Genomic DNA, 26,602 nt, shown 5'->3' on the forward strand with positions numbered 1-26,602 from the left:
CTCTACGGTTCGACCACGACCTCCTGCGCCGCCGCCGTCTTCTCGCCCACCAGCAGCGGGGCGTCCACCGCGACGTTCCGCTTGACCAGGGCCAGGGCGATCGGGCCCAGCTCGTGGTGGCGTGCCGACGTCGTCACGAAGCCCAGCTGGCGGCCCTCGGGGCCGTCCGAGGCGAGCCGTACGGGGGCCCCGTGCGGGGGCAGGGAGACCTCGCTGCCGTCGAGGTGCAGGAAGACCAGGCGGCGTGGGGGCTTCCCCAGGTTGTGGACGCGCGCCACCGTCTCCTGGCCGCGGTAGCAGCCCTTCTGCAGGTGGACGGCGACGCCGATCAGACCGAGCTCGTGCGGGATCGTGCGGTGGTCGGTCTCCAGACCGAGCCGCGGGCGGTGCGCCTCCACGCGGAGCGCCTCGTAGGCGAGGACGCCCGCGGCGGGGCCGTGCGCCGCCGCGAAGGTCTCCAGCGTCGCGCGCGGCAGGAAGAGCTCCCGGCCGTGCGCCGTCTCGCGCGCCTGCACTCCCTCGGGTGCTTCCGCGATCGAACCCGCGGGCAGGTGCACCACGGCGAAGTCGTCCGTACGGTCGGCGACCTCGACCTGGTAGAAGAACTTCATGCTCTCCAGGTACGCGAGGAGCGCATCCTGGGTGCCGGGCTCGATGTGGGCCCAGGTGGTCTCGCCGTCGTCCACGAGGGACAGGGCGTGCTCGATGTGCCCGTTGGCGGAGAGCACGAGCGCCTCGGTGGCCTCGCCGGGCGGGAGCGCGCTGACGTGCTGGGTGAGCAGGAGGTGCAGCCAGCTCAGCCGGTCGGGTCCGGTGACGGTGATGACCCCGCGGTGCGAGAGGTCGACGAAACCGGTCCCGCCGGCGAGCGCGCGCTGTTCGCGGAAGAGGTCGCCGTAGTGCGCGGCGACTCCCTCGTCCGGGGCCTCGGCGGCGACGGCGCCGGGCAGCGACAGCAGCGGGCTGGCTTTCGATTCACACGGCATGCGGCCAAGCCTACGGCGCGGGCGGCGGCTCCTTCGAGGCACGCCCGGCGGAGCAGTCCGCGCACCGGCCGAAGATCGCGAAGTGCTTCATGTCCGTCTCGAAGCCGAAGTCCTCGCGCAGCTTCTCCGTGAAGGCGGCGGCCACCGAGAGGTCGGCCTCGATGACCTCCGTGCAGTCCCGGCAGACCAGGTGTATGTGGTGGTGCCGGTCGGCCAGGTGGTAGGTGGGGGCGCCGTGCCCGAGGTGGGCGTGGCTGACCAGGCCCAGCTCCTCCAGCAGCTCCAGGGTCCGGTAGACGGTGGAGATGTTGACGCCGCCCGCGGTGCGCCGGACCTCGGTGAGGATGTCGTCCGGTGTCGCGTGCTCCAGCCGGTCGACCGCCTCCAGGACGAGCTGGCGCTGCGGCGTCAGCCGGTACCCGCGCCTACGGAGGTTGCTCTGCCAGTCGGTGTCCACCACCCTCCCAGTCTAGGCAGCGTCACCCCTTCCGGCTCCCCTCCGTCACGCCTCCCGGCCCCCCTCCGTCGTTCCTCCCGGCCCTTCGTCACGCCGCCTCCCGGACCTCCTTCAGGTAGCGGGCGAGGGCGGCGATGGCCGCCGGGTTGCGGGGGCTCTCGACGAGGTCGACGTAGTCGAGGACGAAAATGCGGTCGTTCTTGACGGCGGAGACGTCCGCGAGCGGCGGGTAGGACTTGAGGAACGCCTTCTTCTGCTCCGCGGTCACGTCGCCGTAGTTGTTGATGACGATGACGTCGGGATTGCGCTCGACGACGGTCTCCCAGCCGACGGTGGGCCAGGTGTCCTTGAGGTCCTTCATCACGTGGTCGCCGCCGGCCTTGGTGATGATGTCGTGCGGGCCGGCGAAGGAACCGGAGGTCGTGGCCTTGTCGCGGCCGTCGTCGTAGAGGAAGACGGTGGGCCGCTTGCCGTCCGCCGGCACGGTCGCCCGGGCGTCGGCGACCTGCTTCTTGAAGTCCGTGACGAGCTTCGCCGCCCGGTCCTCCACCCCGAAGATCTTCCCGAGCGTGGTGAGGTCGGTGTAGAGGGCCTCCAGGGGCGGCATCACGCCGCGCGCCTTGCCCGCGCCGCCGTTGCGGCAGGACTCGGTGAGGACGTATGAGCCGACGCCGAGCTTCTTCAGGGCGTCGGGGGTGAAGCCGTTGCCCTCGTTGAAGCCGTAGTTCCAGCCGGCGAAGACCATGTCGGCCTTCGCGTCCAGGACGAGCTCCTTGGTGATCTCCTTCTTGGACAGCCACTTCACCTTCTCGTAGCCGTCCTTCCACGGCACCGACTCGCGGTCGGCGCGGTAGTCCGGCGCCACGTAGCCGGCCATGCGGTCCTCCAGGCCGAGCGCGAACATGATCTCGGCGATGCCGACGTCGTTGGTGACCACGCGCTGCGGCGCCTTGTCGTACGTCGTCCTCACCCCGCAGTTCTCGACGGTCACGGGGTAGCGGCCGGAGGCGCCCGCGGCCCCGGCGTTCTTCGGCGCGTCGCCGCCGTCGGTGACCTTCGCCCCGCAGCCGGTGGCCAGGGCGAGGGCGGACAGGAGGGCGAGCGCGGTGCGGGCGCTGCGGGCGGTACGGGCGGCGGCCATGGAGGGTGTCCTTACGGGGTTACGAAGCGGGGAGGCGGTCGAAGAGCAGGCGCGTCGCGCCGGTCTCGGGGTGCGGCACGCGGTGCGCCCGGACGCCGAAGACGTCGGCGAGCAGCCCGGCGGTCAGTACCTCGTCCGGCGGCCCGGAGGCGACGATGCGGCCGCCCCGGATGACGTAGAGCACGTCGCAGTGCGCGGCGGCGAGGTCGAGGTCGTGCAGGGCGGCCAGGACGGTCGGGCCCGCGTCGCGCACGAGCGCCAGCACCTCCAGCTGCTGGGCGATGTCCAGGTGGTTGGTGGGCTCGTCCAGGACCAGCACCTTCGGCTCCTGGGCCAGGGCGCGGGCGATCAGGACGCGCTGTTTCTCGCCGCCGGACAGCGTCGGGAAGCTCCGGCCGGCCAGGTGGCCCGCGCCCACGCGCTCCAGCGCCGCCGCGCACACCTCGGTGTCGCGTGCCGTGACCCGGCCTGCGGAGCTCTGGTGCGGCAGGCGGCCCATCGCGACGACCTCGGCCACGGTGAAGTCGAACTCGCTCGCCGACTCCTGCGGCAGCGCCGCCAGCCTGCGCGCCCCCTCGCGGGCGCCGAGGGCGTGGAAGTCGTCGCCGTCGAGGCGGACGGTGCCCGTGGCGGGCCGCAGCGCCCGGTAGGCGCAGCGCAGCAGGGTCGACTTGCCGCTGCCGTTGGGGCCCACGAGCCCCACGAACCGCCCGCTCCCGGCGTGCAGCGCGACGTCCGACACCAGCCGGGCGCCCGCGATCTCGACCGACAGGTCTTCGATGTCGACCTGCATCAGGCACCCCCGAAGGTGTAGCGGCGGCGCCGCATCAGCAGGACGAAGCAGGGCACGCCGATGAGGGCGGTGAGGACGCCGACGGGCAGCTCCACGGGCGCGAGCAGCAGCCGGGAGGCGATGTCTACCCACACCAGCAGCACGGCGCCCAGCAGCGGGGCGACGGCGAGGACGCGGCGGTGGTCGGCGCCCACGAGCATGCGGGTCACGTGCGGGACCATCAGGCCGACGAAGCCGATCGCGCCGCTGACGGCCACCACGGCGCCGGTGACGGCCGCCGCCAGGACGAACAGCCCGCGCCGCAGCCGCTCGGGGTCCACGCCCAGCGCGGCCGCCGTCTCGTCACCCATGGCCAGGGCGTTGAGGCTGCGCGCCGTCCACAGCAGGGCGCCGATCCCCGCCAGCACGACCGCCGCGGCGATCGGCACGGACGACCAGGTGGCGCCGCCCAGGCTGCCGAGCAGCCACATCATGGCCGAGCGGGAGGCCTCGCCGCGGTCCGCGCTGAAGATCATCAGGGTGGTGACGGCGGAGAACCCGTAGTACATCGCCGAACCGGTCAGGACCAGCCGCAGCGGTGTGAGGCCCTGCGGCGTGCGGGCCGCCAGATAGACCAGCACCATCGCGGCGAGCGCCGAGACGAAAGCCGCCCCGGACAGCGCCCACACCCCCAGCGCGCCCAGCGCGCCGAAGAGCAGCACGGCGTTGGCGCCGATCGCGGCGCCCGAGGAGATGCCCAGCACGAAGGGGTCGGCCAGGGCGTTGCGGACCATGGCCTGCACGGCCACACCGACGGCGGACAGGCCCGCGCCGACGACAGCGGCCAGCAGGGCGCGCGGGAAGCGCAGCTCCCACACGATGGTGTAAGCCGAGACCTCGCCGGGGGAGATGCTCCCGCCGGTGAGCCCCGCCCGCAGGAAGCGCAGCGTCTCGCCCCAGGTGACGCCCGCGGCGCCGAGGCCGGTGCCGCAGAGCACCGAGAGCAGCACGGCCGCGGCCAGACCGGCCAGCAGCGGGGGCAGCGGCAGCCGCCGGGGCGAGGCGGCGGGGCCCGGCGGTGCGCCGGGTGCGGGCCCGGGCGCGGGCTCTTTGGAGCCCTTCGGGCAGACGGCCGGGAGATCTGTTGACACGGGGTGTACGCCTTCGCCTCGGGCCGCGTCCGTACGTACGGAGGAGCGGCCCGAGGCGAAGGCGGTCGTGTGCCCGGGTGGTCCCCTCGCAGTCCACGGCGAGTTGTGCGGGGAGCGTGCGCCGCCGTGGGTGATCGGGCTTACGGAAAAGGCCCCGAAGGGCCTTCCGTCCACCGTTGCGGGTCAGCGCCGGAATTCGACCGGACTTCCCCCACGGGGCGCTGTGAAGTTATGGGCTGTGAAGTTATGGAGATCGTGCGGCTCAGCCGGTCCTGCGGCTCAGCCGGTGTAGGGCGTGCCGTCCGGGTTGTAGAAGGCGACGCCGTCGGGGGCGTCCTCGGGCAGGCTCGCGGCCCACTCCTGGAGGCTCTTCTGGTCGGCGATCTTCTTCAGGTGCGCCGACATGTAGGGGCGCAGCGGCACCTCGGGGGTGGCCTTCTCGCCGACCCACATCAGGTCGCCCTTGACGTAGCCGTACAGGCGCTTGCCGCCGCTGTACGGGCCGGACGCCTCGGTCCGCGCGACCGCGTCCGTGGCCAGGTCGATCTGCGGCTTCTGGTCGGCCAGCTCGCCGTACCAGACCTCGGCGACGCCCTGGTCGCGGACCATGACGATCTCGACCTTGCGGTCCTTGTCGATCCGCCAGAAGCCCGTCTCGCTCTCCAGCGGGCGCACCATCTTGCCCTCGGCGTCGAGCACCCAGCTGTGCGACGTGTACTCCAGGAAGTCACGGCCGTCGTGGCTGAAGACGACCTCCTGCCCGAAGTTGCACTTCTCGGCACCCGGGAAGTCGGCGACGCCCGCACCCTCCCACTTACCGAGGAGGAAGGCGAGGGGGACGAGGTCCGGGTGGAGGTCGGACGGAATCTCGATCATGGGCTCAGACGATCTGTGCGAGAGCGGACAACGGGGCGGGTCAGCGCTGGCCCTGGTACAGCTTCTTCCAGGTCAGGCCGGCGAACGCGAGAACGCCGACGGCGACCAGGACGAGCAGGGTGGTGAAGACTGCCTCAAGCACGAGCGCGCTCCTCGTCGGGAGTGAGGGTGTACGGACCGGTCACGGGTGTACGGACCGGTCACGAGTCTAGTCGGCCCCGGTTCCGGCGGCGCTGTGAGGTGGATCGTGCCCGCCCGGCCTTGCGGCCGCAGGGCTAGAGTGCCTGGCATGGCCAAGAAGCTGGTGATCAAGGTGACGGCGGGCGCGGACGCGCCCGAGCGGTGCTCCCAGGCGTTCACGGTGGCGGCCGTCGCCGTCGCGAGCGGCATCGAGGTGTCGCTGTGGCTGACCGGAGAGTCGTCGTGGTTCGCCCTCCCGGGGCGCGCGGAGGAGTTCGAGCTGCCGCACGCGGCGCCGCTGCCGGACCTCATCGAGGGCATCCGGGTCGGCGGCGGCATGATCACGGTGTGCACGCAGTGCGCGGCGCGCCGTGACATCGAGGAGAAGGACCTGATCGAGGGCGCGCGCATCGCCGGTGCGCAGGTGTTCGTCCAGGAGGCGATGGCGGACGGCGTGCAGGCGCTCGTGTACTAGGACCTGCGGGCTGGTCGGGCCGGTCGGGCTGGTCGGGTCAGCCCGGCTAGTACCGCTTCTTGCCGTCGAGCTCGTCCCACCACTCGTCCGACTTCGGATCGCCGGAGGGGTCGTCCCACCAGCGGTCGTCGGGCCCGCGGCGGTTGGCGACGATCGCGGCGACGGGCGGGATGACCATGGCCAACAGGCACATGACGACGGCGGCCGTCACCGACCACAGGCGCACCACGGACCACGCCAGGACGAACAGTCCGATGCAGGTGCCCATCATGGCGAAGTACAGATGGCGCCGCCGCGCGTACATACGTCCACGGTACGGCGGCGGGCGGTCCGAACACAGGCCCGGCGTGGCCGCCGGGTGGCGGGTTCAGCCCTTGGGCCACTTGATCGTCCTTACTGGCTTACCGGCTTACTGGACGCGGGTGAGCGGCTCATGCCGGATGGGAAAGTTCACCGAGCGGGCGATGAAGCACACCGCATGCACTTCGCCGTGCAGTGCGCGAGCCTTGTCCACCATCGACGCATCGGCAACGGTTACCTCGGGACGGAGGGTGACCTCGGTTATCCGCCCTCCCCCGCCGCTCGCGTCCAAGGTCATGACCCCGTGAGCCCGGTCTTCGTAGTCGACGACGGTCACCCCGCCGACAGCGCAAAGGTGGAGGTACCAGAGCATGTGGCACTGAGCGACCGAGGCTACAAGCAGTTCCTCGGGGTTCCAGCGGGCCGGGTCGCCGCGGAAGGCCGGGTCGGAGGAGGCGGCGATGGGCGCCTTCCCTGTGGCCAAGACTTCATGGGCACGGCTGAAGGAACGATAACCATCGGTACCTGAGCCGAGGTTGCCGGTCCACTCGATCGCTACGTCATAGGTGTGCGTCTCCGTCATACGGCCAGGATAGGGAGGGCCGGCGTGCCCCCGACCGCTATGGCGCAGAGGGCCGCACCCCCTCAGGCGTCCAACCCGGGGTGCGGCCCTCCGGCCGTCGGTGGCGTTCTGTGACGCCCGTCGTCAGACGGCGATGGCGACGTCGGTCAGGCCGCCCTGCTGCGCCACGACCTTGCGCTCGCCCGTCGCGCCGGGCACCAGTGCGCGCACCGTCCACGTGCCCTCCGCCGCGTAGAAGCGGAACTGCCCGGTCGCGGACGTGGGCACCTCGGCGGTGAACTCGCCGGTCGCGTCCAGCAGGCGCACGTAGCCGGTGACGGGCTGGCCGTCACGGGTCACCGAGCCCTGGATCGTGGTCTCACCGGGCTTGGCGGTCGAGGCGTCGGGACCGCCGGCCTTTGCTCCACACATAAGCGTTCCTTCTGTTGCCTGTTGCAGGGGGAGACGGGTGACGTGTCAGTTGGCGCCGAGCTCGATCGGCACGCCGACGAGGGAGCCGTACTCGGTCCAGGAGCCGTCGTAGTTCCTGACGTTCTCCTGGCCCAGCAGCTCGTGCAGCACGAACCACGTGTGCGCGGAGCGCTCACCGATCCGGCAGTAGGCGATGGTGTCCTTCGACAGGTCCACGCCCTCGCCCTCGTAGAGCGCCGTCAGCTCCTCGTCGGACTTGAAGGTGCCGTCGTCGTTGGCCGACTTCGACCACGGGATGTTGCGCGCGGTCGGCACGTGGCCGGGGCGCTGCGACTGCTCCTGCGGGAGGTGCGCCGGGGCGAGCAGCTTGCCGCTGAACTCGTCGGGGGAGCGGACGTCGACCAGGTTGAGCGAGCCGATGGCCGCCACGACGTCGTCGCGGAAGGCACGGATGGAGGCGTCCTGGGGCTTCGCCTCGTAGGCGGTGCGGGGGCGCTGCGGGACCTCGGCGACCAGGTCGCGGGAGTCCAGCTCCCACTTCTTGCGGCCGCCGTCGAGGAGCTTCACGTCCTGGTGGCCGTAGAGCTTGAAGTACCAGTAGGCGTACGCGGCGAACCAGTTGTTGTTACCGCCGTAGAGGACGACGGTGTCGTCGTTGGCGATGCCCTTCGAGGAGAGCAGCTCCTCGAAGCCGGCCTGGTCCACGAAGTCGCGGCGGACGGGGTCCTGCAGATCGCTCTTCCAGTCGATCCGGACGGCGGTCTTGATGTGGTTCTTGTCGTACGCGGACGTGTCCTCGTCGACCTCCACGATGACGGTCTTCGGGTCGCCTGCGTCGATGCGGGCCTGTACCCAGTCGGCGTCCACCAGGACGTCACTGCGGCTCATGCTGTTCTCCTCCGGGGCAGTTGCGGATGTGCGCAAACGCTCGTGCCGGCGCGCGGCGAGGGATCGCGGGCGCTGCGCAGCGGGTGGGATGGGAGACGAGACGGGGGAAGACTTCCCGGAAAGGGGGGAACGTTTCCCGTCAGACATGACGACAGAGCATGGCGGCGACGCGGCACAGGTCGACTGCCCGCCGCTTCGTGAGGTCCGCCTGTCGCTTCATGGCACAGATCGTAGGGACGGCGGGCGGACGTGTCACCGGTGTGTTGGATAGTGAGACGGGATCTTCCGGATGGTGGGACTCCGGAAGTCTGGAGGGCGCCGGAAGGGCGCCGCTGCCCGCCCCCGCGTGCCCGCGCCGTCAGGAAGTCTGCCTTCCGGACGGCTGCGTCTCGCAGCGTGGACGGAGCGGGACGGGGCCGGAGGGGCCGGACGGGGAGCGGGCCGGTCAGCCGGCCAGGTTGACGTTCGATCCGGTCAGCGTGATGTCCACACCGTCCTGCGTCGCCACGACCTTGTCCAGCTTGATGCCCTTCGGCAGGCCGCTGATGCGCCGGTCGAAGTCCGTCTTCTGGCGGATCGCGCGCTCCAGGCCGGGGAAGGCCTTGGCCTCGTCGGGGATCTGGTCCGCCCGCACCCGGATGGTGTCGCCGCCCACGATCGTGACCGTGGAGATGACGCTGCGCTCGATGGGCAGCCCCGCGAGCTGCACCTTGCCGGTGACCTTGACCTGGCTCTTGCCGGCGGCGTCCCGGCCGCCGAAGCCGACCTTCACCGTGGGGTCGTTGGTGGCCTTGCTGAGATCCTCGTACGACAGGTGCGCCGTGCCCGTCGCCCGGCTCGCGACGGCGGAGGAGAAGCTGCTGTCGATCTTGACGTCCTGCAGCTTGGCGTCGAAGCCCGACACCCGGATCGACTGCCCGCCCGAGCTCGCGGTCGCGCCGTCGAGCTTGACCTCGACCTCCTCCAGGGTGGAGTCGGCGATCTGCGTGAGGAAGGGGAAGCCCTTGATGGAGACCTCGGGGGTGCCGGTCAGCCCCTGGCTGCTGCGGATCTTCTCCGCCGCCTGGTCCTCGGCGAAGTAGACGGCGATGCGGTCGGCGCCCACGAAAAGGGCCCCCAATATCACCGCGATGATCAGGGTTATGCGTATCGCGCGCATTCGGTCTCTCCAGCTCCCCCGGTCTCGGTCAGGCTCCTGCACTGCCCTTGCAATGCGATGGAGCCTAACCGGACCGCTGCGGCGGGAGGGACGGGCGATCAGCCCAGGACGCGGCCGAGCACGTAGACCGCCGGGGCCGCGGCCGCCAGCGGCAGGGCCACGCCCGCCGTCATGTGCACGAACCGCGACGGGTAGTCGTAGCTCGCCACGCGCAGGCCGACCAGGGCGCAGGCGCCCGCGGCGAGGCCCAGCAGGGCGCCGGACGTGCCCAGGTCCGTCAGGCCGCCGGTGGCGACGCCCGAGCCCGCGGCCGCGAGCAGCGCCACGACGGGCGCGGCGAGGGACGGCAGCGGCAGCGCCCGGGCCAGGGCGGCGGCGGCCACGGCCGTGGCGCCGACCACGACGGCGTCCGAGGAGGCCGCCAGGTGACCGGCCGCGATGACGGTGACGGCCGACGCGGCGGCGGCCGCCGTCAGCCCGTACAGCCGCTCGTCCGGCGTGGCGTGGCTGCGCAGCTGCAGGACGAGGACCAGCAGCATCCACACGCCGAGCGTGCCGATGACGACGGTCGGTGCCTGCACGGAGTCCGTGGCCAGCATCCCGATGTCGGCGGCCACGCCGCCCAGGAAGGCCAGCGCGATGCCCTGCCGGGCGGGCCACATGCCGTTCAGGCGGAACCAGCCCGCGGCCGTCACGGCCTGCAGCAGCACCAGCGGCACCGCCAGCGCGAACTGGCCGAGCGGCGCGGTGAGCGCCAGCAGCGCGGCGAGCGCCGTCGTGATCAGGGCGGGCTTGAGGCCCGGCGAGAGAATCTGCGGGCGGCCCTCGGCCTTCGCCTTCTCCGCGGCCGTCATCGGCCGGCCCTCGACCTCGCCCGGCACGGGCTCGCGCACCGGCTCCGGCACCCCGCCCGGCTCGTGCGGAACGGGAACGGCCCCGGCCGGGCCGGAGACGACACCCGCGGGGCGCTCCTCGGGGAGCGCCTGGCGGCCGCCGGCGTACGGCTCGGCGGGCTGCTGGGGGAGCGGGCCGCCGGGCCAGGACGCGTCGTAGCCGTGGTCCTCGGCGGGGACGGGCGGCTGCTGCCACGTGCCCGTGTCCCACGTGGGCGTCTGCCAGGTCTGGGTGACCGGCTCCTCCTGCTGCGCGGGGTAGCCCTGGCCGCCGTTGGTCGGCCACTGGTACTGCTGCGGTTGTTGTTGTTGCTGCTGTTGCTGGGGCTGCTGCGCGTACGCGTCGTAGGAGTTGTACGTCTCGCCGTACGCTCCGTGCCCCTGCTGGTGCTGGTGGTGCTGGTGGTGCTGCGCCTGCTGCGGCTGCTGCTGGTCGTACGAACCGTAGGCGCCGCCCTGGTCGTAGGACTGCGCGTCGTAGCGCCGGGTGCGGGCGTCGTACGGGTCGTACGGGTCCTGCGGATCGTACGTATGGTGCGGCTGATTGCTCATGCTGCCGGGGTCACCCTCCTGCGAAGGGCGGGAGCACCTCGACGGTGCCGCCCTCGGCCAGTTGGACCGATGCGTGGTCGCGGGTGCCGACCGGGGCGCCGTCCACCAGGAACGAACAGCGCGCCAGCACCCGGGCGAACTCGGGGGATCCCGCGTGCCGCCGGCGGGCCGCGTCCAGCGCCTCCGCGAGCGTCCGCGCCGCGTACGGCTCCTCGGCCGTACCGGTGGCGGCCTTCGCCGCGGCCCAGTACCGCATGGTGCCCACCGGTCCCGGCTGCCCCGGCAGGGCCGGTTTCACCGGTTGTGCCGGTTCTGTCGTCGCCACGGCGACCCCTTTCCTTCTTCTGCCGCCTCCCATGATGACGGCTGCCGGGCGACGGGCCGCCCGCCGCCGTAAATACGGAGGCTGCACGGCGAGGCGCTCGCATACGCTGCCCAGTGTGCTGGTCCGACTATCACGGGCGTATCTGAGGCCCTACTCCACATCGATTGCGCTGATCGTGCTCCTGCAGCTCGTCCAGACGCTTGCCACGCTCTACCTACCCTCGCTCAACGCCGACATCGTCGACAACGGTGTCGTCAAGGGTGACACCGGCTACATCCTCACCCTCGGCGGCGGGATGCTCGCGGTCACCCTCGTCCAGATCGTCTGCGCGATCGGCGCGGTCTACTACGGGGCCCGTACCGCCATGGCGGTCGGCCGCGATCTGCGCGCCGCCGTCTTCGACCGGGTGCAGTCCTTCTCCGCACGGGAGATGGGGCACTTCGGCGCACCCTCCCTGATCACCCGTACCACCAACGACGTCCAGCAGATTCAGCTGCTGGTGCTCATGGCGTTCACGCTGATGGTCTCCGCGCCCATCATGTGCGTGGGCGGCATCCTGATGGCGCTCGAGCAGGACGTGCCGCTGTCCGCCCTGCTGCTCGTCATCGTCCCCGTCCTCGGCGTGATCGTCTCGCTGATCATCTGGCGGATGCGCCCCATTTTCCGCGGGGTGCAGGACAAGATCGACACCGTCAACCGGGTGCTGCGCGAGCAGATCACCGGCATCCGCGTCATCCGCGCCTTCGTGCGGGACGCGCACGAGCGGGAACGTTTCGACGGCGCGAACGCCGATCTGATGGACGTCTCCCTCAAGGCCGGCCGGCTGATGTCGCTGATGTTCCCGTCCGTGATGCTGGTCGTGAACCTCTCCTCCATCGCCGTCCTGTGGTTCGGCGGCCACCGCATCGAGAGCGGCGACATGGAGATCGGCGCGCTGACGGCGTTCCTCAGCTATCTCATGCAGATCCTGATGGCCGTCATGATGGCCACCTTCATGTTCATGATGGTGCCGCGCGCGGAGGTCTGCGCCGAGCGCGTCCAGGAGGTCCTGGCCACCGACTCCAGCGTGGTGCCCCCGGCGCGCCCGGTCACCGAGCTGCGCAGCGGCGGCCACCTGGAGCTCGACGGCGTGGAGTTCCGCTACCCCGGCGCGGAGGAGCCCGTCCTGCGGGACGTCTCACTCGTCGCCCGGCCCGGCGAGGTCACGGCCGTCATCGGCTCCACGGGCAGCGGCAAGTCCACGCTGCTCGGCCTGGTCCCGCGGCTGTTCGACGCGACCGCCGGCACGGTGCGGGTGGGCGGCGTGGACGTCCGCGAGCTCGACCCCGCCCGCTCCTCCGAGGCCATCGGCCTCGTCCCGCAGAAGCCGTACCTCTTCACCGGCACCGTCGCCTCCAACCTGCGCTACGGGCGTCCCGACGCGACCGACGAGGAGCTGTGGGCGGCGCTGGAGACGGCGCAGGCCCGCGGCTTCGTCGAGAGCATGGAGGCCGGCCTGGAGGCGCCGATCGCCCAGGGCGGCACGAACGTCTCCGGCGGGCAGCGCCAGCGCCTGGCCATCGCGCGTGCCCTGGTCCGCAAGCCGGACATCTATCTCTTCGACGACTCCTTCTCCGCCCTCGACTACGCCACCGACGCCCGGCTGCGGGCCGCGCTGGCCCGAGAGACCGGGGACGCGACCGTCGTCATCGTCGCCCAGCGCGTGTCCACGATCCGCGACGCCGACCGCATCGTCGTCCTGGACGAGGGCCGCGTCGTCGGCACCGGCACGCACACCGAGCTGATGGCCGGCAACGAGACCTACCGGGAGATCGTGCTCTCCCAGCTCACCGAGGAGGAGGCGGCGTGACGACCCCGGAGAAACCGGCTTCCCCGGGCGGGGCCGAGACCGCAGCGGGCACGGCTACAGAGGGCAAGGCCGCAGAGGGCGCGGCCGCCCCCGCCCGGCGCGGGCCCGCCCCCGCCACCGGCATAGCCCGTTTCATGGGCGGCCAGCCCACCGAGCGGTCCATGGACTTCGCCGGCTCGGCCAAGCGGCTGCTGGGCACCCTCAGACCCGAGCGGGCCCTGATATCCGTCGCGCTCGCCCTGTGCGTGGCGAGCGTCGCCCTGTCCGTCATCGGCCCGAAGATCCTCGGCCGGGCCACCGACCTGATCTTCGCGGGCGTCGTCGGGAGCAAGTTCCCCGACGGCATCAGCAAGGCCGAGGCCGTCGAGCGGACGCGTCAGCAGGGCGACGGCACCGTCGCCGACCTGCTGGGCTCGGTCGACTTCACCCCCGGCCGCGGCATCGACTTCGACGCCGTGGGCAACGTGCTCTTCTGGGTCCTGCTGATCTACGTCGGCGCGTCCCTGTTCGGCCTCGTCCAGGCGCGGATCGCCACCACCGTCGTCCAGCGCGCCGTCTTCCGGCTGCGCCGGCAGGTCGAGGAGAAGCTCGGCCGGCTGCCGCTGAGCTACTTCGACAAGCAGCCGCGCGGCGAGGTGCTCTCCCGCGCCACCAACGACATCGACAACGTCGCGCAGACCCTCCAGCAGACCATGAGCCAGATCGTCACCTCGCTGCTGACGATCACCGGCGTGCTGGCCGTGATGTTCTGGATCTCCTGGCTGCTCGCCCTGGTGGCGCTGATCACCGTCCCGGTGTCCGTCGTCGTCGCCACGAAGATCGGCAAGCGGGCGCAGCCGCAGTTCGTCGCCCAGTGGAAGACCACCGGCAAGCTCAACGCCCACATCGAGGAGATGTACACCGGGCACGCGCTGGTGAAGGTCTTCGGCCGCGAGCGGGAGTCCGCGGAGATCTTCCGCAAGGAGAACGAGGACCTCTTCCAGGCCGGGTTCAAGGCCCAGTTCATCTCGGGCGTCATCCAGCCCGCGATGATGTTCATCGGCAACCTGAACTACGTGCTGGTCGCCGTGGTCGGCGGGCTGCGGGTCGCCTCCGGCGCGCTGTCCATCGGTGACGTGCAGGCCTTCGTCCAGTACTCGCGCCAGTTCAGCCAGCCCCTCACCCAGGTGGCCTCCATGGCCAGCCTCGTGCAGTCCGGCGTAGCCTCCGCCGAGCGCGTCTTCGAGCTGCTCGACGCCGAGGAGCAGTCCGCGGACGCGGCGGACGCACCCGTGCCGGGCCGTGTGCGCGGCGAGGTGGCCTTCGAAGAGGTCTCCTTCCGCTACGAGGCCGACAAGCCGCTCATCGACGGCCTGTCGCTGACCGTCCGGCCGGGCCAGACCGTCGCCATCGTCGGCCCCACCGGCGCCGGCAAGACCACGCTGGTCAACCTGCTGATGCGGTTCTACGAGGTGGGCGGCGGCCGCATCACCCTCGACGGCACCGACATCGCCGCCATGTCGCGCGAGGAGCTGCGCTCCCACATCGGCATGGTCCTGCAGGACACCTGGCTCTTCGGCGGCACGATCGCGGAGAACATCGCCTACGGGGCGCCCGCGGGCACCTCCATGGACAAGATCGTCGAGGCGGCGCGGGCCACGCACGTCGACCGCTTCGTGCGCACCTTGCCGGACGGCTACGACACGGTCATCGACGACGAGGGCACCGGCGTCAGCGTCGGCGAGAAGCAGCTCATCACCATCGCCCGGGCGTTCCTGGCCGAGCCGGAGATCCTCGTCCTGGACGAGGCGACGAGTTCCGTCGACACCCGCACGGAGGTGCTCATCCAGCAGGCCATGGGCCGGCTGCGCACGGGCCGTACGAGCTTCGTGATCGCCCACCGCCTGTCCACGATCCGCGACGCGGACGTCATCCTCGTGATGGAGTCCGGCCGCATCGTGGAACAGGGCACGCACGACGGGCTGCTGGCGGCGGGGGGCGCGTACGCGCGGTTGTACGAGGCGCAGTTCGCGGAGCCGGTCGCGGAGCAGGCGTAGCGCCTGTCCGCGGATGCCGGATGCCGGAAGCCGTGCGGTCGGCGGTTGCCGGCATCCGCCGGGCGGGCCTGAGCGCGTTCCGGCACCGCCGGACGCCGCCGCGGTGGTCGCCCGCCGCGGCGGCGGCAGTGAGAGGCCCGGCCTCTCGGGTCTTTGCCGCCGCGGCGGCGCTCAACCACGATGCGGCTGTCCGGCGGTGCCGGTGGCTGCCGATTCCGCCGGACCCCCACCACGCTGGTTGCGCGCCGCGGCGGCGGTTTCGAGGGGCTGCGCCCCTCGGATCTCTTGAGAGGCCCGGCCTCTCAGGATCTTTCCGCCGCGACGGCGCGCAACCGTGAACACGGCTGACCGGCGGTGCCGGGCCGGTGCTCAGGTGCGGGTGCACGCCCAGTGGGCGATGCGTTCCAGGAGCTCGGCGCGCGCAGCGCTCTCCGCGTGGCCGAAGCCCCGTTCGATCCACAGTTCGGTGGACTGCGGATCGCCCGCGCCCGCGAGGGCGTACGGGTGGTCGAGCGGGAAGTACGCGTCGCGGTCGCCGTGGACGATCAGCAGCGGCCGGGGCGCGATCATCGGGACCGCCTCCACCGGGGAGAGCGGGACCGGGTCCCAGTCCTCCGCCTGGACCCGCGTCCCCAGCCCGTAGCGCGCGATCAGCCGCCCCGCCGGCCGTGAGATCGCCCAATGCAGCCGCCGCATGGGTGCGGTACCGCGGTAATACCAACGCGACGGCGCACTTACCGCCACGACCGTGTCGGCGTGTGCGTCCGTGCGCCCCGCGTGCTCCTCGTACTCCACGCGCCGTTCCGGGCCGTAGAGCGCGGCGTGCCGCAGCACCACCGAGCCGCCCATCGAGAAGCCCACCGTGGCCACCCGCTCGTGCCCGAGCGAGCGCGCCCAGCGCACCGCCGCGGCCAGGTCGAGCACCTCGCGGTCGCCGACCGAGGAGTGGCCGCCCGAGCCGCCGTGCCCCCGGAAGGAGAACGTGATCACGGCCGCACGCTGGGCGAACACCCGCGCGGCCCGGCGCAGCCCGGGCCGGTCGAGGGCGCCGGTGAAGCCGTGCGCGAGCACCACCGCGGGGGTGTCCGGCGCAGGCGTCCGCGATCCCGTGCAGGGCTCGTACGCCGCCTCCACGCGGACCCCGTCGGCTGTCAAGAGCGCGATCCGATGACCACTCGAAGTGATCGACGAAACACAAGGTCGTGCAAAATCGTCCGGACCTCGGAAAGTCATGTGGGCTATTCTGCTGGGCAGAGAGGATCCGGGCAGAGTAGCCCCCGGGTCCTTTTGTGCATTCATGTGCTGAGACAAGTGCTGGGACGCACGCAACCGTACGAAGCAGTGCCGCACTCTCCCCCAGAGCAAGGCCCTGGGTGGTACCCCTTCGCAGGGACCGAGGAGGAACCGACGTCATGGGCGAGCGAAGCGCGCGGGTCCGCAAGGACCGTACGACCAGTGAGGCGGGTGGCAGCCGATGAGTTCCCTGCTGCTCCTGACCAATGCCCTCCAGCCCTCCACGGAGGTGCTCCCGGCGCTCGGCCTGCTCCTGCACAGCGTGCGGGTGGCCCCCGCCGAGGGCCCCGCCCTCGTGGACACCCCCGGTGCCGACGTCATACTGATCGACGGCCGGCGTGACCTTCCGCACGTGCGCAGCCTGTGCCAGCTCCTGCGCTCCACCGGCCCGGGCTGCCCGCTGATCCTCGTCGTCACCGAGGGCGGCCTCGCGGCCGTCACCGCAGACTGGGGCGTGGACGACGTCCTGCTCGACACCGCGGGCCCGGCCGAGGTCGAGGCGCGGCTGCGGCTGGCGATGGGCCGCCAGCAGATCTCTACGGACGACAGCCCCATGGAGATCCGCACCGGCGACCTCTCCGTCGACGAGGCCACGTACAGCGCCAAGCTCAAGGGGCGGGTGCTGGACCTCACCTTCAAGGAGTTCGAGCTGCTGAAGTACCTCGCCCAGCATCCGGGCCGGGTCTTCACGCGCGCCCAGCTGCTGCAGGAGGTCTGGGGCTACGACTACTTCGGCGGCACCCGCACGGTCGACGTGCACGTGCGGCGGCTGCGGGCGAAGCTCGGGCCCGAGCACGAGTCGCTGATCGGCACCGTGCGGAATGTCGGTTATCGGTTCGTTGTGCCCGAGAAGATCGACAACCCCGGCGAGGGCAAGCCGAAGGACTCCGCCAAGGCGCAGCGGACGGAGGAGCCGGAGGCCGCGAAGAGCGGGGCCGCTCGCCCGGCCGAGCGGTGAGTGGACCCGCGTAGACTTCCGCGCGTGGCCAAGGTGACGCGGGACGATGTGGCGAGACTGGCGGGGACGTCGACCGCGGTGGTCAGCTATGTCATCAACAACGGACCGAGGCCGGTGGCACCGGCCACGCGCGAGCGCGTGCTGGCCGCGATCAAGGAGCTGGGGTACCGGCCGGACCGGGTCGCCCAGGCGATGGCGTCCCGCCGTACGGACCTCATAGGCCTGATCATCCCGGACGCCCGCCAGCCCTTCTTCGCCGAGATGGCGCACGCGGTCGAACAGGCCGCGGCCGAGCGCGGCAAGATGGTGCTCGTCGGCAACTCCGACTACCTCGACGAGCGCGAGGTGCACTACCTGCGCGCCTTCCTGGGCATGCGGGTCTCCGGCCTGATCCTCATCAGCCAGGGCCCGAGCGAGCACGCGGCCGCGGAGATCGACGCCTGGGACGCCCGGGTGGTCCTGATGCACCGCCGCCCCGATGCCATCGACGACGTGGCCGTCGTCACGGACGACGTCGGCGGCGCCCAGCTGGCCACCCGCCACCTGCTGGAGCACGGCCACCCCTACGTGGCCTGCCTCGGCGGCACGGAGCGCACCCCCACCATCGGCGACCCCGTCACCGACCACGTCGAGGGATGGCGCCGCGCCATGCGGGAGGCCGGGAAGTCCCTGGAGGGCCGGCTCTTCCCGGCCCCGTACAACCGCTACGACGCCTACAAGGTCGCCCTGGAGCTGCTGTCCGGGCCCGACCGCCCGCCGGCGCTGCTCTGCGCCACGGACGACCAGGCGATCGGCGTCCTGCGGGCGGCGCGGGAGCTGCGCATCGACGTGCCCGGCGAGCTCGCCGTGGCCGGTTTCGACGACGTCAAGGAAGCCGCCCTGACCGACCCGCCGCTGACCACGGTCGCCTCCGACCGCCAGGCCATGGCGCGCGCCGCGGTGGACCTCGTCCTGGACGACTCGCTGCGGGTGGTGGGCACGCGCCGCGAGCGGCTGAAGCAGTTCCCGTCGGCGCTGGTGATCCGGCGCTCCTGCGGCTGCGGCGACTGACGGCGCGCCGCCGGCGCTCGGGGCGTCGTGGTCAAGCCCCCGCGCTCGGAGCGTCGCGCTCAGGACTGCGCCAGGTGACCGGCGAGCCCGTGCCGGACCGCGTAGACCGCGAGCTGGGTGCGGTTCGCGGCGCCCGTCTTGGTGCGCAGGCGGCGCAGGTACGTGTCGACCGTGTGCGGGCTCAGGCGCAGCTGGCGGGCGATGGAGGAGATGGTGTCGCCGCTGCTGAGCAGGTGGAGCACCTGCTGCTCGCGGCCGGTGAGGGCGGGTGCTTCGGCGTTCATGCGGCTCTCCCAGCGGGGTGACGGGCGTGTACGGGGGGAAAGGGCGCGGCGGGGGTCAGAGCTGCCGGCCCGTCGTGCCGCCCCAGGACGTGTCGGTCGGGCCGCCGCAGTTGCGGCAGCTCGGGGTCGCCGGCAGCTTGAGGACCGGGGGGTGCTCGCCCTGCTCCGCGGACACCGCCGCCCGCTCCTCCGCCGGGGCGGGGGAGGGGCCCGCGTCGGGCGCGAGGGCCGCGAAGGCGAGCAGCGAGGTGGCGGCGGCGGTCAGTAAGGTGCGCTTCACGGCGATCTCCCAGGTGTGCACGGGCGGTTGACCCTTGCAGGTCAGTGCGGATTCGGTGACAGGAAAGAGACTCTCCGGTCCGTATCCTGACGGCAACGGATCACCTACCTCACCAAGTTGCATGGCAGCATGAAGCAGGGGGGCGTAATGGGAGAAATCCGACAGGATGAAGCCTGTCGTGCAGAACCGGACGCCGACGAGGCGGACCTGGCACTGTACGCCTGGGTGCTGGAGCACCAGCGCGTCGACGTCCCGGCGGCCGCCGCCGGCCTGGGCCTGAGCCCGGAGCGGACCGAGGCGGCACTGGCCCGGCTGCGGGCGGCCGGGCTGATACAGCGCGCCGCCTGCGACCCGGCGTGGGAGCGCGCCGTGGCACCGGAGGCGGCCGCGGGGCCCCGGATCGCCGCGCTGGAGGCCCGCATCCGCGAGCAGCAGCTCCAGGTCGCCAGGATCCGGGCGGATGCGGAGCGCTTCGCGTCCGCGTACCGGAGCGGCGCGGGGAGCACCGGCGGCCTGGAGGTGATCCCGACCCTGCCGGAGGTCCGCACGCTCCTCACCCGGATGTCCGGCCACTGCCGCGAAGAGGTGCTGGCCAGCCAGCCCGGCGGCGGCTCCCGGGTGCCGGAGGCGATGGAGGAGGCCCTGCTGCGGGACCGGGCGCTGCTCGAACGCGGCGTGCGGCTGCGCACGTTGTACCACCACACGGCGCGGTTCCACGGCCCCAGCCAGGCCTACGTGGCGGCAGCCTCCGCCCTGGGCGGCCAGTACCGCACCAGCCACGAACTCTTCGGCCGCATCATCGTCTTCGACCGGGAGACCGCGTTCCTGCCGACCGCCGACGGCTCCTGGGGCGCGGTCGTCGTCCGCGAGCCCCACACCGTCGCCTATCTGTGCCGGCTGTTCGACCAGACGTGGGAGGCCGCCACCCCGTTCTCCAACGCCGCCGACGACGGGCTCGCCAAGGTCTCCGGCGAACTCGACCGCACCATCCTGCAGCTGCTGGCCGCGGGGCTGAAGGACGAGGCGGTCGCCCGCCGGCTGGGCATGGCGCTGCGCACCACGCGCCGCCACATCGCCGACATCATGGACCAGCTGTCCGCCGAGAGCCGCTTCCAGGCCGGTGCCGCCGCCGCCCGGCAGGGCCTGCTGGAGGACCCGGCCGCGCCGTTGGCCTGCTCCTGTGGCGCAAAGCCGTGACTATCCCGCTCCTCTGACGCCTCGGCAGTGTTCTCGGCGCCGCCGCGGCACCCGCGTCCGCGGCAGAGGGAGGAACACCATGACGGGCCTGCTCACCTCGGGTGACCCACGCGCCGCGCGCTGCCCACGGCGATCGGAGGCGGACGCCCGCCTGCTGTCCGAGCTGGTGCTCTTCGTCCGGATTCACCAGGCCGGACGGCCCGGGCTGCTGTGGCCGGAGCACGCCGGGCCGGACGGCTGGGACCGCCCGCCCGGCGACCTGGCCGACGCACTCGCCCTGCGGCTCGGCCGCCCCGTGACGGCGCTCCCCGCCCCCGCGCTCCCCGCCCCCGCGCGCCCGGCCGCGGAACCGGCTGCCGCGCCCTACGACCTGCTGGTCCTTCAGCAAGGCGGGAGCAGTGGATGGCAGCTCCTGCCCCCGGCCCGGCCCGCCGCGGGCACGGCCGCGCGCGGCGCCGGGCCGGAGCTGCGGCTGCGCGCCGGGGAGGTGCTCTACGTGCCCGGGGGGTACGCGATGCGCTGCCGTCCCGCCCGGGAATCCCGGGACATCCGGCTCGCCCTGGGCCTGCCCACCCGGCCCTGACACGCCGTCAATGTGACCCCGGCGTCCCGGCGTACCGGTCCCTGAGACCCGGTCCCTGAGGCCCGGTACCGCCGGTCCGGAACCGTGAACACGTGACTGTCGCGGCACACCGGCCCGCCCCAGGATTGAGCACAGCGAGGCGGCACCCCCCCCGGAGCCGCCCGCGGACTTCATCCCACCCGGCAACAGCAGCAGAAGGAGCATTCCCATGGACCGGAACACCGCAGCCCCGGCCGACGCGCAGCCGAAGCGCACCACGCTGACCCGCAAGGCGGCACTCTCCGTCGCCGTCGCGGCCGTCGTCGGCGGCGCGATCTTCGCCCCCAACGCCATCGCCTCCTCCTCCGCCCCCGCCTCCGGCACCCAGGTCGAGGCCTCCTGCGGCGGCTGCCCGCTCGACGTCATCTGAACCTGACGGACGAGGAACGCCGTACGGGGCCCTCCGGTCGGCCAGGCACACCGGAGGGCCCCGGCACACCGCACAAGACCGTACGCACAGCACAAAGAAGGAGAGAGCCCGAGCCATGGACTGGCTGGAACGCTGCGTCGAGGACGTGCCGGCTTTTCTGCACACCCACTGGCGGCAGGGGCCCGCACTGATGCGCCCGTCCGCCCCGCCGACGGAGGTCCTGACCACCGCCGACCTCGACGGCCTCATCGGCGGAGGGCTGCTGCGCGTCCCGTACGCCGCGCTCTACACCGCCGTGGGCCCGGTCCCCGAGGAGCAGTACTGCCCGCCCCGGCTCGTCGCGGGCCGCCGCCTCGACGGCTGCCTCGACCCCGCGCTGGTCCGCTCGCTCCTCGACGACGCGCACGCCACTCTCCAACTGCGCTACGTCCACCAGTGGCACGCCCCGGTGCGCGCCCTCACCGCCGGGATCGGCGCCACGCTCGGCCGGCTGGCCGAGGCGTTCGTCTTCCGCTCGCACCCCGGGCACCACAGCGCGGTCCACCGGGACGACGGGGACGTCCTCGTGATCCAGCTGAGCGGCACCAAGCGCTGGCAGGTGCACGGCGGCCCCGCCGACGCCCACTGGCAGCCGGTGCCCGAAGCCGACCCCGGCCCGGTGCTGCTCGACGCCGTCGTCGAGCCCGGGCAGGTCCTCTACGTGCCGAACGGCTTCGCCCACACCGCCGAGGCCACCGGCTCCGCGCCCTCCGTCCACCTCACCGTCGTCCTCCGCGAAGCCCGCACCGGCCACCTGCGCGCCGAACTCGGCTCCCGGCTCGCCGAAGGGCTCGCCCTGCCCGCCCGCCCGCTCGACGACGAACAGCTCACCAGGACCGCGGCCGAGCTCCTCGGCCACTTCCGGGCGCAGCTGGCCGGCACCACGCCGGAATCCCTCGTGGACGCCGCACGCCGAAGCGCCCACAGCAGCCGGCCCACGGCCTGAACCACCCCCGACCCGACGGAGAGCGACCCGACGTGACCGTGAACTGGCTCGAACGCTGCGTGGCGGACAGCCGGCAGTTCCTCGCCACCCACTGGCGCACCGCACCCGCGGTCCTGCGCCCGCACGATCCGCCCGTCGACGTGCTCACCACCGCCGAGCTGGACGGCCTCCTCGACCACGGGCTGCTCAAGGCGCCCTACGTCAACCTCGTCCACGAGCACGGCCAGCTCCCCGCCCACCGCTTCTGCGTCCCGCGGGTCGTCCTGGGCGAGGTGGTCGAGGACTACGCCGACGCCGCCGCGGTGCGCGCGCTGATCCGCGACGAACGGGCCACCCTCCTCCTGCGGTACGTCGACCAGTGGCACCGCGGCGTGCGCACCCTGGCCCAGGGCGTCGGGAAGGAGCTCGGCCGCCAGGTGGAGGCGTTCTTCTTCCTCACCCCCGGTGGCACCCAGGGCCGCCCCGTGCACCGCGACGACGCCGACGTCCTGGCGATCCAGATCAGCGGCGCGAAGCGCTGGCGGGTGCACGGCGGCCCCGCCGACGGGAACTGGGAGCCCGCCCGCGAGGACGGCGACCCCGGCGAGCTGCTGCTGGACACCGTGCTGCGCCCCGGCGAGGTGCTCTACGTGCCCCGGGGCTTCGCCCACCGCGCGAGCGCCGTCGGCGACAGCCCGTCCGCGCACCTGTCCCTGACCGTCCGCGAAGCGGGCACGGCCCACCTCTACGCCCTCCTCCAGGCGCTCCTCCACGACGGGCCCGACCTCGGGGACCGTCCCCTCGGCGACGCGGCCCTGGCCGGTGCCGCCGGAGCCCTCCTGGCCCACTGCCGCCGCACGCTGGAGACGATCACCCCCGAGGAGCTGGTCGAGCAGGCGCGCACGGTGATGCGGTGCCCCCTGCCCGGCACCGTCTAGCAGGCTGCGCCGGGGGCCGTGGCCGTGCCGGGAGCCTTAGCCGTGGCCGTGGCCGTAGCCGGGAGCCTTATCCGGGAGCCTTATACGGAACGAACGGACTTCTCGGCCCGTTTTCAGTGCTCCCTCAGACAGTTCTCATGTGCGGGCAGCAGAGTCGTGCCCATGACGGACAGCACTCGCCCCTACGGCGCCCAGGACCCGCAGCACTCCTCGTACCCGGAGCCCCCCGCGTACCCGCCGCAGCAGCCGGTCACCACCGCCGGCGGGGTGACCGTCTGGCCCGGTGACAGCGCGGGCGACGGCGGCGACGGCGGCCGGCCTCCGTACGCCGGGTTCGCCGAGCCCGCCCCGCAGTCCCCGGCCCCGCGCGGCGGCCACCGCGCCCGTAAGCCCGTGGCGCTGCTCGCCGCCGTGGCGATCGTCGCCGCGGTCGTCGGCGGCGGGTCCGCCGCCCTCGTCGGCGAGCTCACCAGCCGCGCCGACCACGTCAGCCAGTCCACGCCCGTCCAGAACGCCTCCTCCAGGAGCAGCGGCGGAGTGGCCGCCGTCGCCAAGGCCGTGAGCCCGAGCATCGTCGAGATCAAGGCCTCGACCACCAGCGGTCAGTCCACCGGCTCGGGCGTGATCATCACGGGCGACGGCGAGATCGTCACCAACAACCACGTCGTCGCGGGCGCCGACACCGTGCAGGTCGTCTTCAGCGACGGCGGCACCAAGACCGCCAAGGTCGTCGGCACCGACCCCGGCAAGGACCTCGCCCTGATCAAGGTGCAGGGGGCGAGCGGGCTGAAGGCGGCCAAGCTCGGGGACTCCGGCAAGGTCAGGGTCGGCGACGAGGTCGTCGCCATCGGCTCCCCCGAAGGCCTCACCGGCACCGTCACCAGCGGCATAGTCTCCGCCCTCGACCGCGACGTGACCGTCTCCAAGGAGCAGGGCCAGGGCCAGGGGCAGGGGCGGCAGCGCCGCGGCGTCCCGCAGTGGCCCTTCGAGTTCGGCGGCAACCAGTACAACGGCGACACCGGCTCCTCCAAGACCACCTACAAGGCCCTCCAGACCGACGCCTCCCTCAACCCCGGCAACTCCGGCGGCGCCCTCATCAACATGAACGGCGAGATCATCGGCATCAACTCGGCCATGTACGCCCCGAGTTCCGCCACCGGATCCGGCGACTCCGCGGGCAGCGTCGGCCTCGGCTTCGCCATCCCCGTCGACACCGTCAAGGCGGACCTCGCCAAGCTCCGGGCGGGTGGCGGCGACAGCTGAGCGCACGGCCGTGCGAGGCTGAGAAGCGCCCCGACCCATCACCCCCGCACCCGTGAGGTAAAGCCGATGAGCCCCGCCGACCACGGCGACCAGCCCGCCCGCATCCTGATCGTGGACGACGAGCCCGCCGTCCGCGAGGCCCTGCGCCGCAGCCTCGCCTTCGAGGGGTACGCCACCGAGCAGGCCGTCGACGGGCTCGACGCGGTCGCCAAGGTCGCCGCCTTCGACCCGGAGCTGATCGTGCTGGACGTCCTCATGCCGCGCATGGACGGCCTCACCGCCGCCCGCCGCCTGCGCGCCTCCGGCGTCACCGTGCCCATCCTCATGCTGACCGCCCGCGACACCGTGGGCGACCGCGTCACCGGCCTCGACGCCGGCGCCGACGACTACCTCGTCAAACCCTTCGAGCTGGACGAGCTGCTGGCCCGCATCCGCGCCCTGCTGCGCCGCAGCGCCTACGCGACGGCCGCCCCCGCCGCCTCCGCCACGCTCGCCTTCGCCGACCTGCGGATGAACCTCGACACCCGGGAGGTCACCCGCGGCGACCGGCCCGTGGAGCTGACCCGTACGGAGTTCACGCTGCTGGAGCTCTTCCTCGCCCACCCCCGGCAGGTCCTCACCCGCGAGCAGATCCTCAAGGCCGTCTGGGGCTTCGAGTTCGAGCCGTCGTCCAACTCCCTGGACGTGTACGTGATGTACCTGCGCCGCAAGACCGAGGCCGGGGGCGAGGCGCGCCTCGTGCACACCGTCCGCGGAGTGGGCTACGTCCTCAGGGCGGACGGCGCCGAATGATCGCGAGATTCCAGCGGCTGCCGCTCCGCTCCCGGCTGGCGCTGCTGACCGCGGCCGCCGTCGCCGTGGCCGTGGCCGCCGCGGCGATCGCGTGCTGGCTGGTCACCCGGCAGGAGCTGGAGCACCAGCGGGACACGACGCTGACGAGCGTCCGCGCGGACGACGCCACCGTCAAGGGGCTGCTGCGCAACTGCGGGTCCGTGCCCACCGGGCCGTCCACCCTCTTCCGGCCCTACACCGTGCAGATCATCACCGGCGAGGGCTTCGTCTGCAGCACGGTCGGCAAGTCGCCGATCGAGGTGGCGGAGCAGGACCTGCTCGTCGCCCAGCGGCGGCAGGGCCAGGCCCTGCACGACGCGCAGGCCCAGGACGGCACGGAGATGCGGGTGGCGACCTCGCCCGGGCCCGTGCCCGGCACCGCCGTCTCCATCGCCCAGCCCCTCAGCGAGATCGACCGGCCCCTGAACGCGCTCGCCGCCGTCCTCGCCGTCACCGCGGGCGTGGGCGTCCTCCTCGCGGCCACCGCCGGCGCGTGGATCGCCCGGGCCGGGCTGCGGCCCGTCGACCGGCTCACCGGCGCCGTCGAGCACATCGCCCGCACCGAGGACCTGGCCGTCCGGATCCCCGTCGAGGGCGAGGACGAGATCGCCCGCCTCTCGCGCTCCTTCAACGCCATGACCGCCGCCCTCGCCTCCTCCCGCGACCGGCAGCAGCAGCTCATCGCCGACGCCGGGCACGAGCTGCGCACCCCCCTCACCTCGCTGCGCACCAACATCGACCTGCTGGTGCGCAGCGAGGAGACCGGCCGCGAGATCCCGCCCGAGGACCGCAAGGAGCTGCTCGCCAGCGTCCGCGCGCAGATGACCGAACTCGCCGCGCTCATCGGCGACCTGCAGGAGCTCTCCCGGCCCGACGCGGACCCCGGCAGCGGCCCCGTCCAGGTGATCGCCCTGCACGAGGCGGCCGGCCGGGCGGTGGAACGGGCCCGGCTGCGCGGCTCCGGACTGACCTTCCGCGTGCACCTGGAGAGCTGGTACGTGCGCGCCGAACCGGCCGCCCTGGAACGGGCCCTGGTCAACCTGCTCGACAACGCCGTGAAGTTCAGCCCGCCGGGGGGTGTGGTGGAGGTCGCCCTGTCGGCCACCGGCGAGCTCACCGTGCGCGACCACGGTCCGGGTATCGCCGCTGATGAACTCCCGCACGTCTTCGACCGCTTCTGGCGATCGCCGTCCGCCCGCAGCATGCCGGGCAGCGGCCTGGGCCTGTCCATCGTCGCCCGCACGGTGCAGCAGGCGGGGGGTCAGGTGGCGCTGCGGCCGGCGGAGGGGGGCGGGACGGTCGCTTCGGTGCGGCTGCCGGGGGCGCCGGGGGCGCCGCCGGCGCTGTAGGCGCCGTGCGCTGTCGGCCGGTCGGTGGGTCGGGGCCGGGGTGGGGCCGGCCCTTCCGGGGCTGCATGATTTACGGCCGGAGCCCTGCGTCGAGGGTGCTCCGAACGTCGCCGCAAATCACGCTTTACGCCCCTCCCAGGGCCGGCCCCACCCCGGCCCCTTCCGCCGT

29 protein-coding genes are annotated in these 26,602 nt (G+C 72.7%); 13 read left to right on the forward strand and 16 right to left on the reverse strand.

The window, feature by feature from the left end; genetic code table 11:
• Positions 1 to 2: 2 nt before the first annotated feature.
• The 6 genes from ygfZ to FGW37_RS18670 form a co-directional block, all read right to left on the reverse strand.
• Positions 3 to 986 carry a CAF17-like 4Fe-4S cluster assembly/insertion protein YgfZ gene (gene ygfZ, locus FGW37_RS18645; RefSeq protein WP_179082079.1) on the reverse strand — a complete coding sequence of 328 codons (984 nt, stop codon included), beginning with the start codon at positions 984 to 986 and terminating at the stop codon, positions 3 to 5.
• Between the two features lie 10 nt (positions 987 to 996).
• A complete protein-coding gene (locus FGW37_RS18650) occupies positions 997 to 1,446 on the reverse strand; it encodes a Fur family transcriptional regulator (RefSeq protein WP_179082080.1) in 450 nt (149 codons plus the stop codon).
• Between the two features lie 85 nt (positions 1,447 to 1,531).
• Positions 1,532 to 2,584, reverse strand: coding sequence for an ABC transporter substrate-binding protein (locus FGW37_RS18655; RefSeq protein ID WP_179082081.1), 1,053 nt, complete (start codon positions 2,582 to 2,584; stop codon positions 1,532 to 1,534).
• A gap of 19 nt (positions 2,585 to 2,603) precedes the next feature.
• Positions 2,604 to 3,377: an ABC transporter ATP-binding protein gene (locus tag FGW37_RS18660; RefSeq protein WP_179082082.1), complete on the reverse strand. Its 774-nt coding sequence runs from the start codon at positions 3,375 to 3,377 to the stop codon at positions 2,604 to 2,606.
• Positions 3,377 to 4,405, reverse strand: a complete 1,029-nt coding sequence (locus FGW37_RS18665) for a FecCD family ABC transporter permease (RefSeq protein ID WP_179084775.1) — start codon at positions 4,403 to 4,405, stop codon at positions 3,377 to 3,379. Before FGW37_RS18665 ends, FGW37_RS18660 begins: the two co-directional genes overlap by 1 nt.
• 381 nt (positions 4,406 to 4,786) lie before the next feature.
• Positions 4,787 to 5,383 (reverse strand): heme-binding beta-barrel domain-containing protein, encoded by a 597-nt coding sequence (locus FGW37_RS18670; protein WP_179082083.1) that lies wholly within the window; start codon positions 5,381 to 5,383, stop codon positions 4,787 to 4,789.
• A 289-nt stretch (positions 5,384 to 5,672) separates the two neighbouring features.
• Between FGW37_RS18670 and FGW37_RS18675 the strand changes: the two genes are divergently transcribed.
• Positions 5,673 to 6,038 carry a DsrE family protein gene (locus FGW37_RS18675; protein WP_179082084.1) on the forward strand — a complete coding sequence of 122 codons (366 nt, stop codon included), beginning with the start codon at positions 5,673 to 5,675 and terminating at the stop codon, positions 6,036 to 6,038.
• A gap of 46 nt (positions 6,039 to 6,084) precedes the next feature.
• Here FGW37_RS18675 and FGW37_RS18680 read toward each other — a convergent pair whose 3' ends face one another.
• The 7 genes from FGW37_RS18680 to FGW37_RS18710 form a co-directional block, all read right to left on the reverse strand.
• The gene (locus tag FGW37_RS18680) at positions 6,085 to 6,342 is read right to left on the reverse strand and encodes a DUF3099 domain-containing protein (protein ID WP_179082085.1); all 258 of its coding nucleotides are present in this window, start codon (positions 6,340 to 6,342) and stop codon (positions 6,085 to 6,087) included.
• Positions 6,343 to 6,447: 105 nt separating this feature from the next.
• Positions 6,448 to 6,921 carry an OsmC family protein gene (locus FGW37_RS18685; RefSeq protein ID WP_179082086.1) on the reverse strand — a complete coding sequence of 158 codons (474 nt, stop codon included), beginning with the start codon at positions 6,919 to 6,921 and terminating at the stop codon, positions 6,448 to 6,450.
• 123 nt (positions 6,922 to 7,044) lie between these two features.
• Positions 7,045 to 7,332 (reverse strand): DUF1416 domain-containing protein, encoded by a 288-nt coding sequence (locus FGW37_RS18690; protein WP_179082087.1) that lies wholly within the window; start codon positions 7,330 to 7,332, stop codon positions 7,045 to 7,047.
• Positions 7,333 to 7,377: 45 nt separating this feature from the next.
• Positions 7,378 to 8,220: a sulfurtransferase gene (locus tag FGW37_RS18695; protein WP_179082088.1), complete on the reverse strand. Its 843-nt coding sequence runs from the start codon at positions 8,218 to 8,220 to the stop codon at positions 7,378 to 7,380.
• Positions 8,221 to 8,665: 445 nt separating this feature from the next.
• Complete coding sequence (locus FGW37_RS18700) at positions 8,666 to 9,379, reverse strand: LmeA family phospholipid-binding protein (RefSeq protein ID WP_179082089.1); 714 nt, start codon at positions 9,377 to 9,379, stop codon at positions 8,666 to 8,668.
• A 98-nt stretch (positions 9,380 to 9,477) separates the two neighbouring features.
• The gene (locus FGW37_RS18705; RefSeq protein WP_179082090.1) at positions 9,478 to 10,824 is read right to left on the reverse strand and encodes a hypothetical protein; all 1,347 of its coding nucleotides are present in this window, start codon (positions 10,822 to 10,824) and stop codon (positions 9,478 to 9,480) included.
• A gap of 10 nt (positions 10,825 to 10,834) precedes the next feature.
• Positions 10,835 to 11,080 carry a MoaD/ThiS family protein gene (locus tag FGW37_RS18710; protein ID WP_179084776.1) on the reverse strand — a complete coding sequence of 82 codons (246 nt, stop codon included), beginning with the start codon at positions 11,078 to 11,080 and terminating at the stop codon, positions 10,835 to 10,837.
• A 184-nt stretch (positions 11,081 to 11,264) separates the two neighbouring features.
• Here FGW37_RS18710 and FGW37_RS18715 point away from each other — a divergent pair, with 184 nt between their 5' ends.
• Both FGW37_RS18715 and FGW37_RS18720 read left to right on the forward strand, forming a co-directional pair.
• On the forward strand, positions 11,265 to 12,998 hold the full coding sequence (locus FGW37_RS18715; protein WP_179082091.1) for an ABC transporter ATP-binding protein: 1,734 nt from the start codon (positions 11,265 to 11,267) through the stop codon (positions 12,996 to 12,998).
• Between the two features lie 134 nt (positions 12,999 to 13,132).
• Positions 13,133 to 15,034: an ABC transporter ATP-binding protein gene (locus FGW37_RS18720; protein ID WP_179084777.1), complete on the forward strand. Its 1,902-nt coding sequence runs from the start codon at positions 13,133 to 13,135 to the stop codon at positions 15,032 to 15,034.
• Positions 15,035 to 15,403: 369 nt separating this feature from the next.
• Here the strand turns inward: FGW37_RS18720 and FGW37_RS18725 are convergent, their stop codons facing one another.
• Positions 15,404 to 16,267, reverse strand: coding sequence for an alpha/beta hydrolase family protein (locus FGW37_RS18725; RefSeq protein WP_179082092.1), 864 nt, complete (start codon positions 16,265 to 16,267; stop codon positions 15,404 to 15,406).
• Between the two features lie 241 nt (positions 16,268 to 16,508).
• On the opposite strand from FGW37_RS18725, the gene FGW37_RS18730 reads away from it, so the two are divergent.
• Both FGW37_RS18730 and FGW37_RS18735 read left to right on the forward strand, forming a co-directional pair.
• Positions 16,509 to 17,285, forward strand: a complete 777-nt coding sequence (locus FGW37_RS18730) for a response regulator transcription factor (RefSeq protein ID WP_179082093.1) — start codon at positions 16,509 to 16,511, stop codon at positions 17,283 to 17,285.
• A 24-nt stretch (positions 17,286 to 17,309) separates the two neighbouring features.
• A complete protein-coding gene (locus FGW37_RS18735; RefSeq protein WP_179082094.1) occupies positions 17,310 to 18,335 on the forward strand; it encodes a LacI family DNA-binding transcriptional regulator in 1,026 nt (341 codons plus the stop codon).
• Between the two features lie 59 nt (positions 18,336 to 18,394).
• On the opposite strand, the gene FGW37_RS18740 is transcribed toward FGW37_RS18735, so the two are convergent.
• Positions 18,395 to 18,619 (reverse strand): response regulator transcription factor, encoded by a 225-nt coding sequence (locus FGW37_RS18740; protein ID WP_179082095.1) that lies wholly within the window; start codon positions 18,617 to 18,619, stop codon positions 18,395 to 18,397.
• A gap of 55 nt (positions 18,620 to 18,674) precedes the next feature.
• Positions 18,675 to 18,899: a hypothetical protein gene (locus FGW37_RS18745; RefSeq protein ID WP_179082096.1), complete on the reverse strand. Its 225-nt coding sequence runs from the start codon at positions 18,897 to 18,899 to the stop codon at positions 18,675 to 18,677.
• Positions 18,900 to 19,046: 147 nt separating this feature from the next.
• On the opposite strand from FGW37_RS18745, the gene FGW37_RS18750 reads away from it, so the two are divergent.
• The 8 genes from FGW37_RS18750 to FGW37_RS18785 all read left to right on the forward strand — a co-directional run bounded on the left by FGW37_RS18750 (position 19,047) and on the right by FGW37_RS18785 (position 26,433).
• Complete coding sequence (locus FGW37_RS18750; RefSeq protein ID WP_179082097.1) at positions 19,047 to 20,096, forward strand: helix-turn-helix transcriptional regulator; 1,050 nt, start codon at positions 19,047 to 19,049, stop codon at positions 20,094 to 20,096.
• 79 nt (positions 20,097 to 20,175) lie between these two features.
• Positions 20,176 to 20,679 (forward strand): hypothetical protein, encoded by a 504-nt coding sequence (locus FGW37_RS18755; RefSeq protein WP_179082098.1) that lies wholly within the window; start codon positions 20,176 to 20,178, stop codon positions 20,677 to 20,679.
• A 208-nt stretch (positions 20,680 to 20,887) separates the two neighbouring features.
• Complete coding sequence (locus tag FGW37_RS18760; protein ID WP_179082099.1) at positions 20,888 to 21,088, forward strand: hypothetical protein; 201 nt, start codon at positions 20,888 to 20,890, stop codon at positions 21,086 to 21,088.
• 115 nt (positions 21,089 to 21,203) lie between these two features.
• Complete coding sequence (locus FGW37_RS18765) at positions 21,204 to 22,073, forward strand: JmjC domain-containing protein (RefSeq protein ID WP_179082100.1); 870 nt, start codon at positions 21,204 to 21,206, stop codon at positions 22,071 to 22,073.
• Positions 22,074 to 22,105: 32 nt separating this feature from the next.
• Entirely contained in the window at positions 22,106 to 22,990 is an 885-nt protein-coding gene (locus FGW37_RS18770; RefSeq protein WP_179082101.1) for a JmjC domain-containing protein, read from the forward strand.
• 162 nt (positions 22,991 to 23,152) lie between these two features.
• Positions 23,153 to 24,253 carry a S1C family serine protease gene (locus FGW37_RS18775; protein WP_179082102.1) on the forward strand — a complete coding sequence of 367 codons (1,101 nt, stop codon included), beginning with the start codon at positions 23,153 to 23,155 and terminating at the stop codon, positions 24,251 to 24,253.
• 66 nt (positions 24,254 to 24,319) lie between these two features.
• A complete protein-coding gene (locus FGW37_RS18780) occupies positions 24,320 to 25,045 on the forward strand; it encodes a response regulator transcription factor (protein ID WP_179082103.1) in 726 nt (241 codons plus the stop codon).
• Positions 25,042 to 26,433 carry a sensor histidine kinase gene (locus FGW37_RS18785; RefSeq protein ID WP_179082104.1) on the forward strand — a complete coding sequence of 464 codons (1,392 nt, stop codon included), beginning with the start codon at positions 25,042 to 25,044 and terminating at the stop codon, positions 26,431 to 26,433. Before FGW37_RS18780 ends, FGW37_RS18785 begins: the two co-directional genes overlap by 4 nt.
• Positions 26,434 to 26,602 lie beyond the last annotated feature (169 nt).

The organism is Streptomyces rectiverticillatus (assembly GCF_013394065.1).
Taxonomy (GTDB): domain Bacteria; phylum Actinomycetota; class Actinomycetes; order Streptomycetales; family Streptomycetaceae; genus Streptomyces; species Streptomyces rectiverticillatus.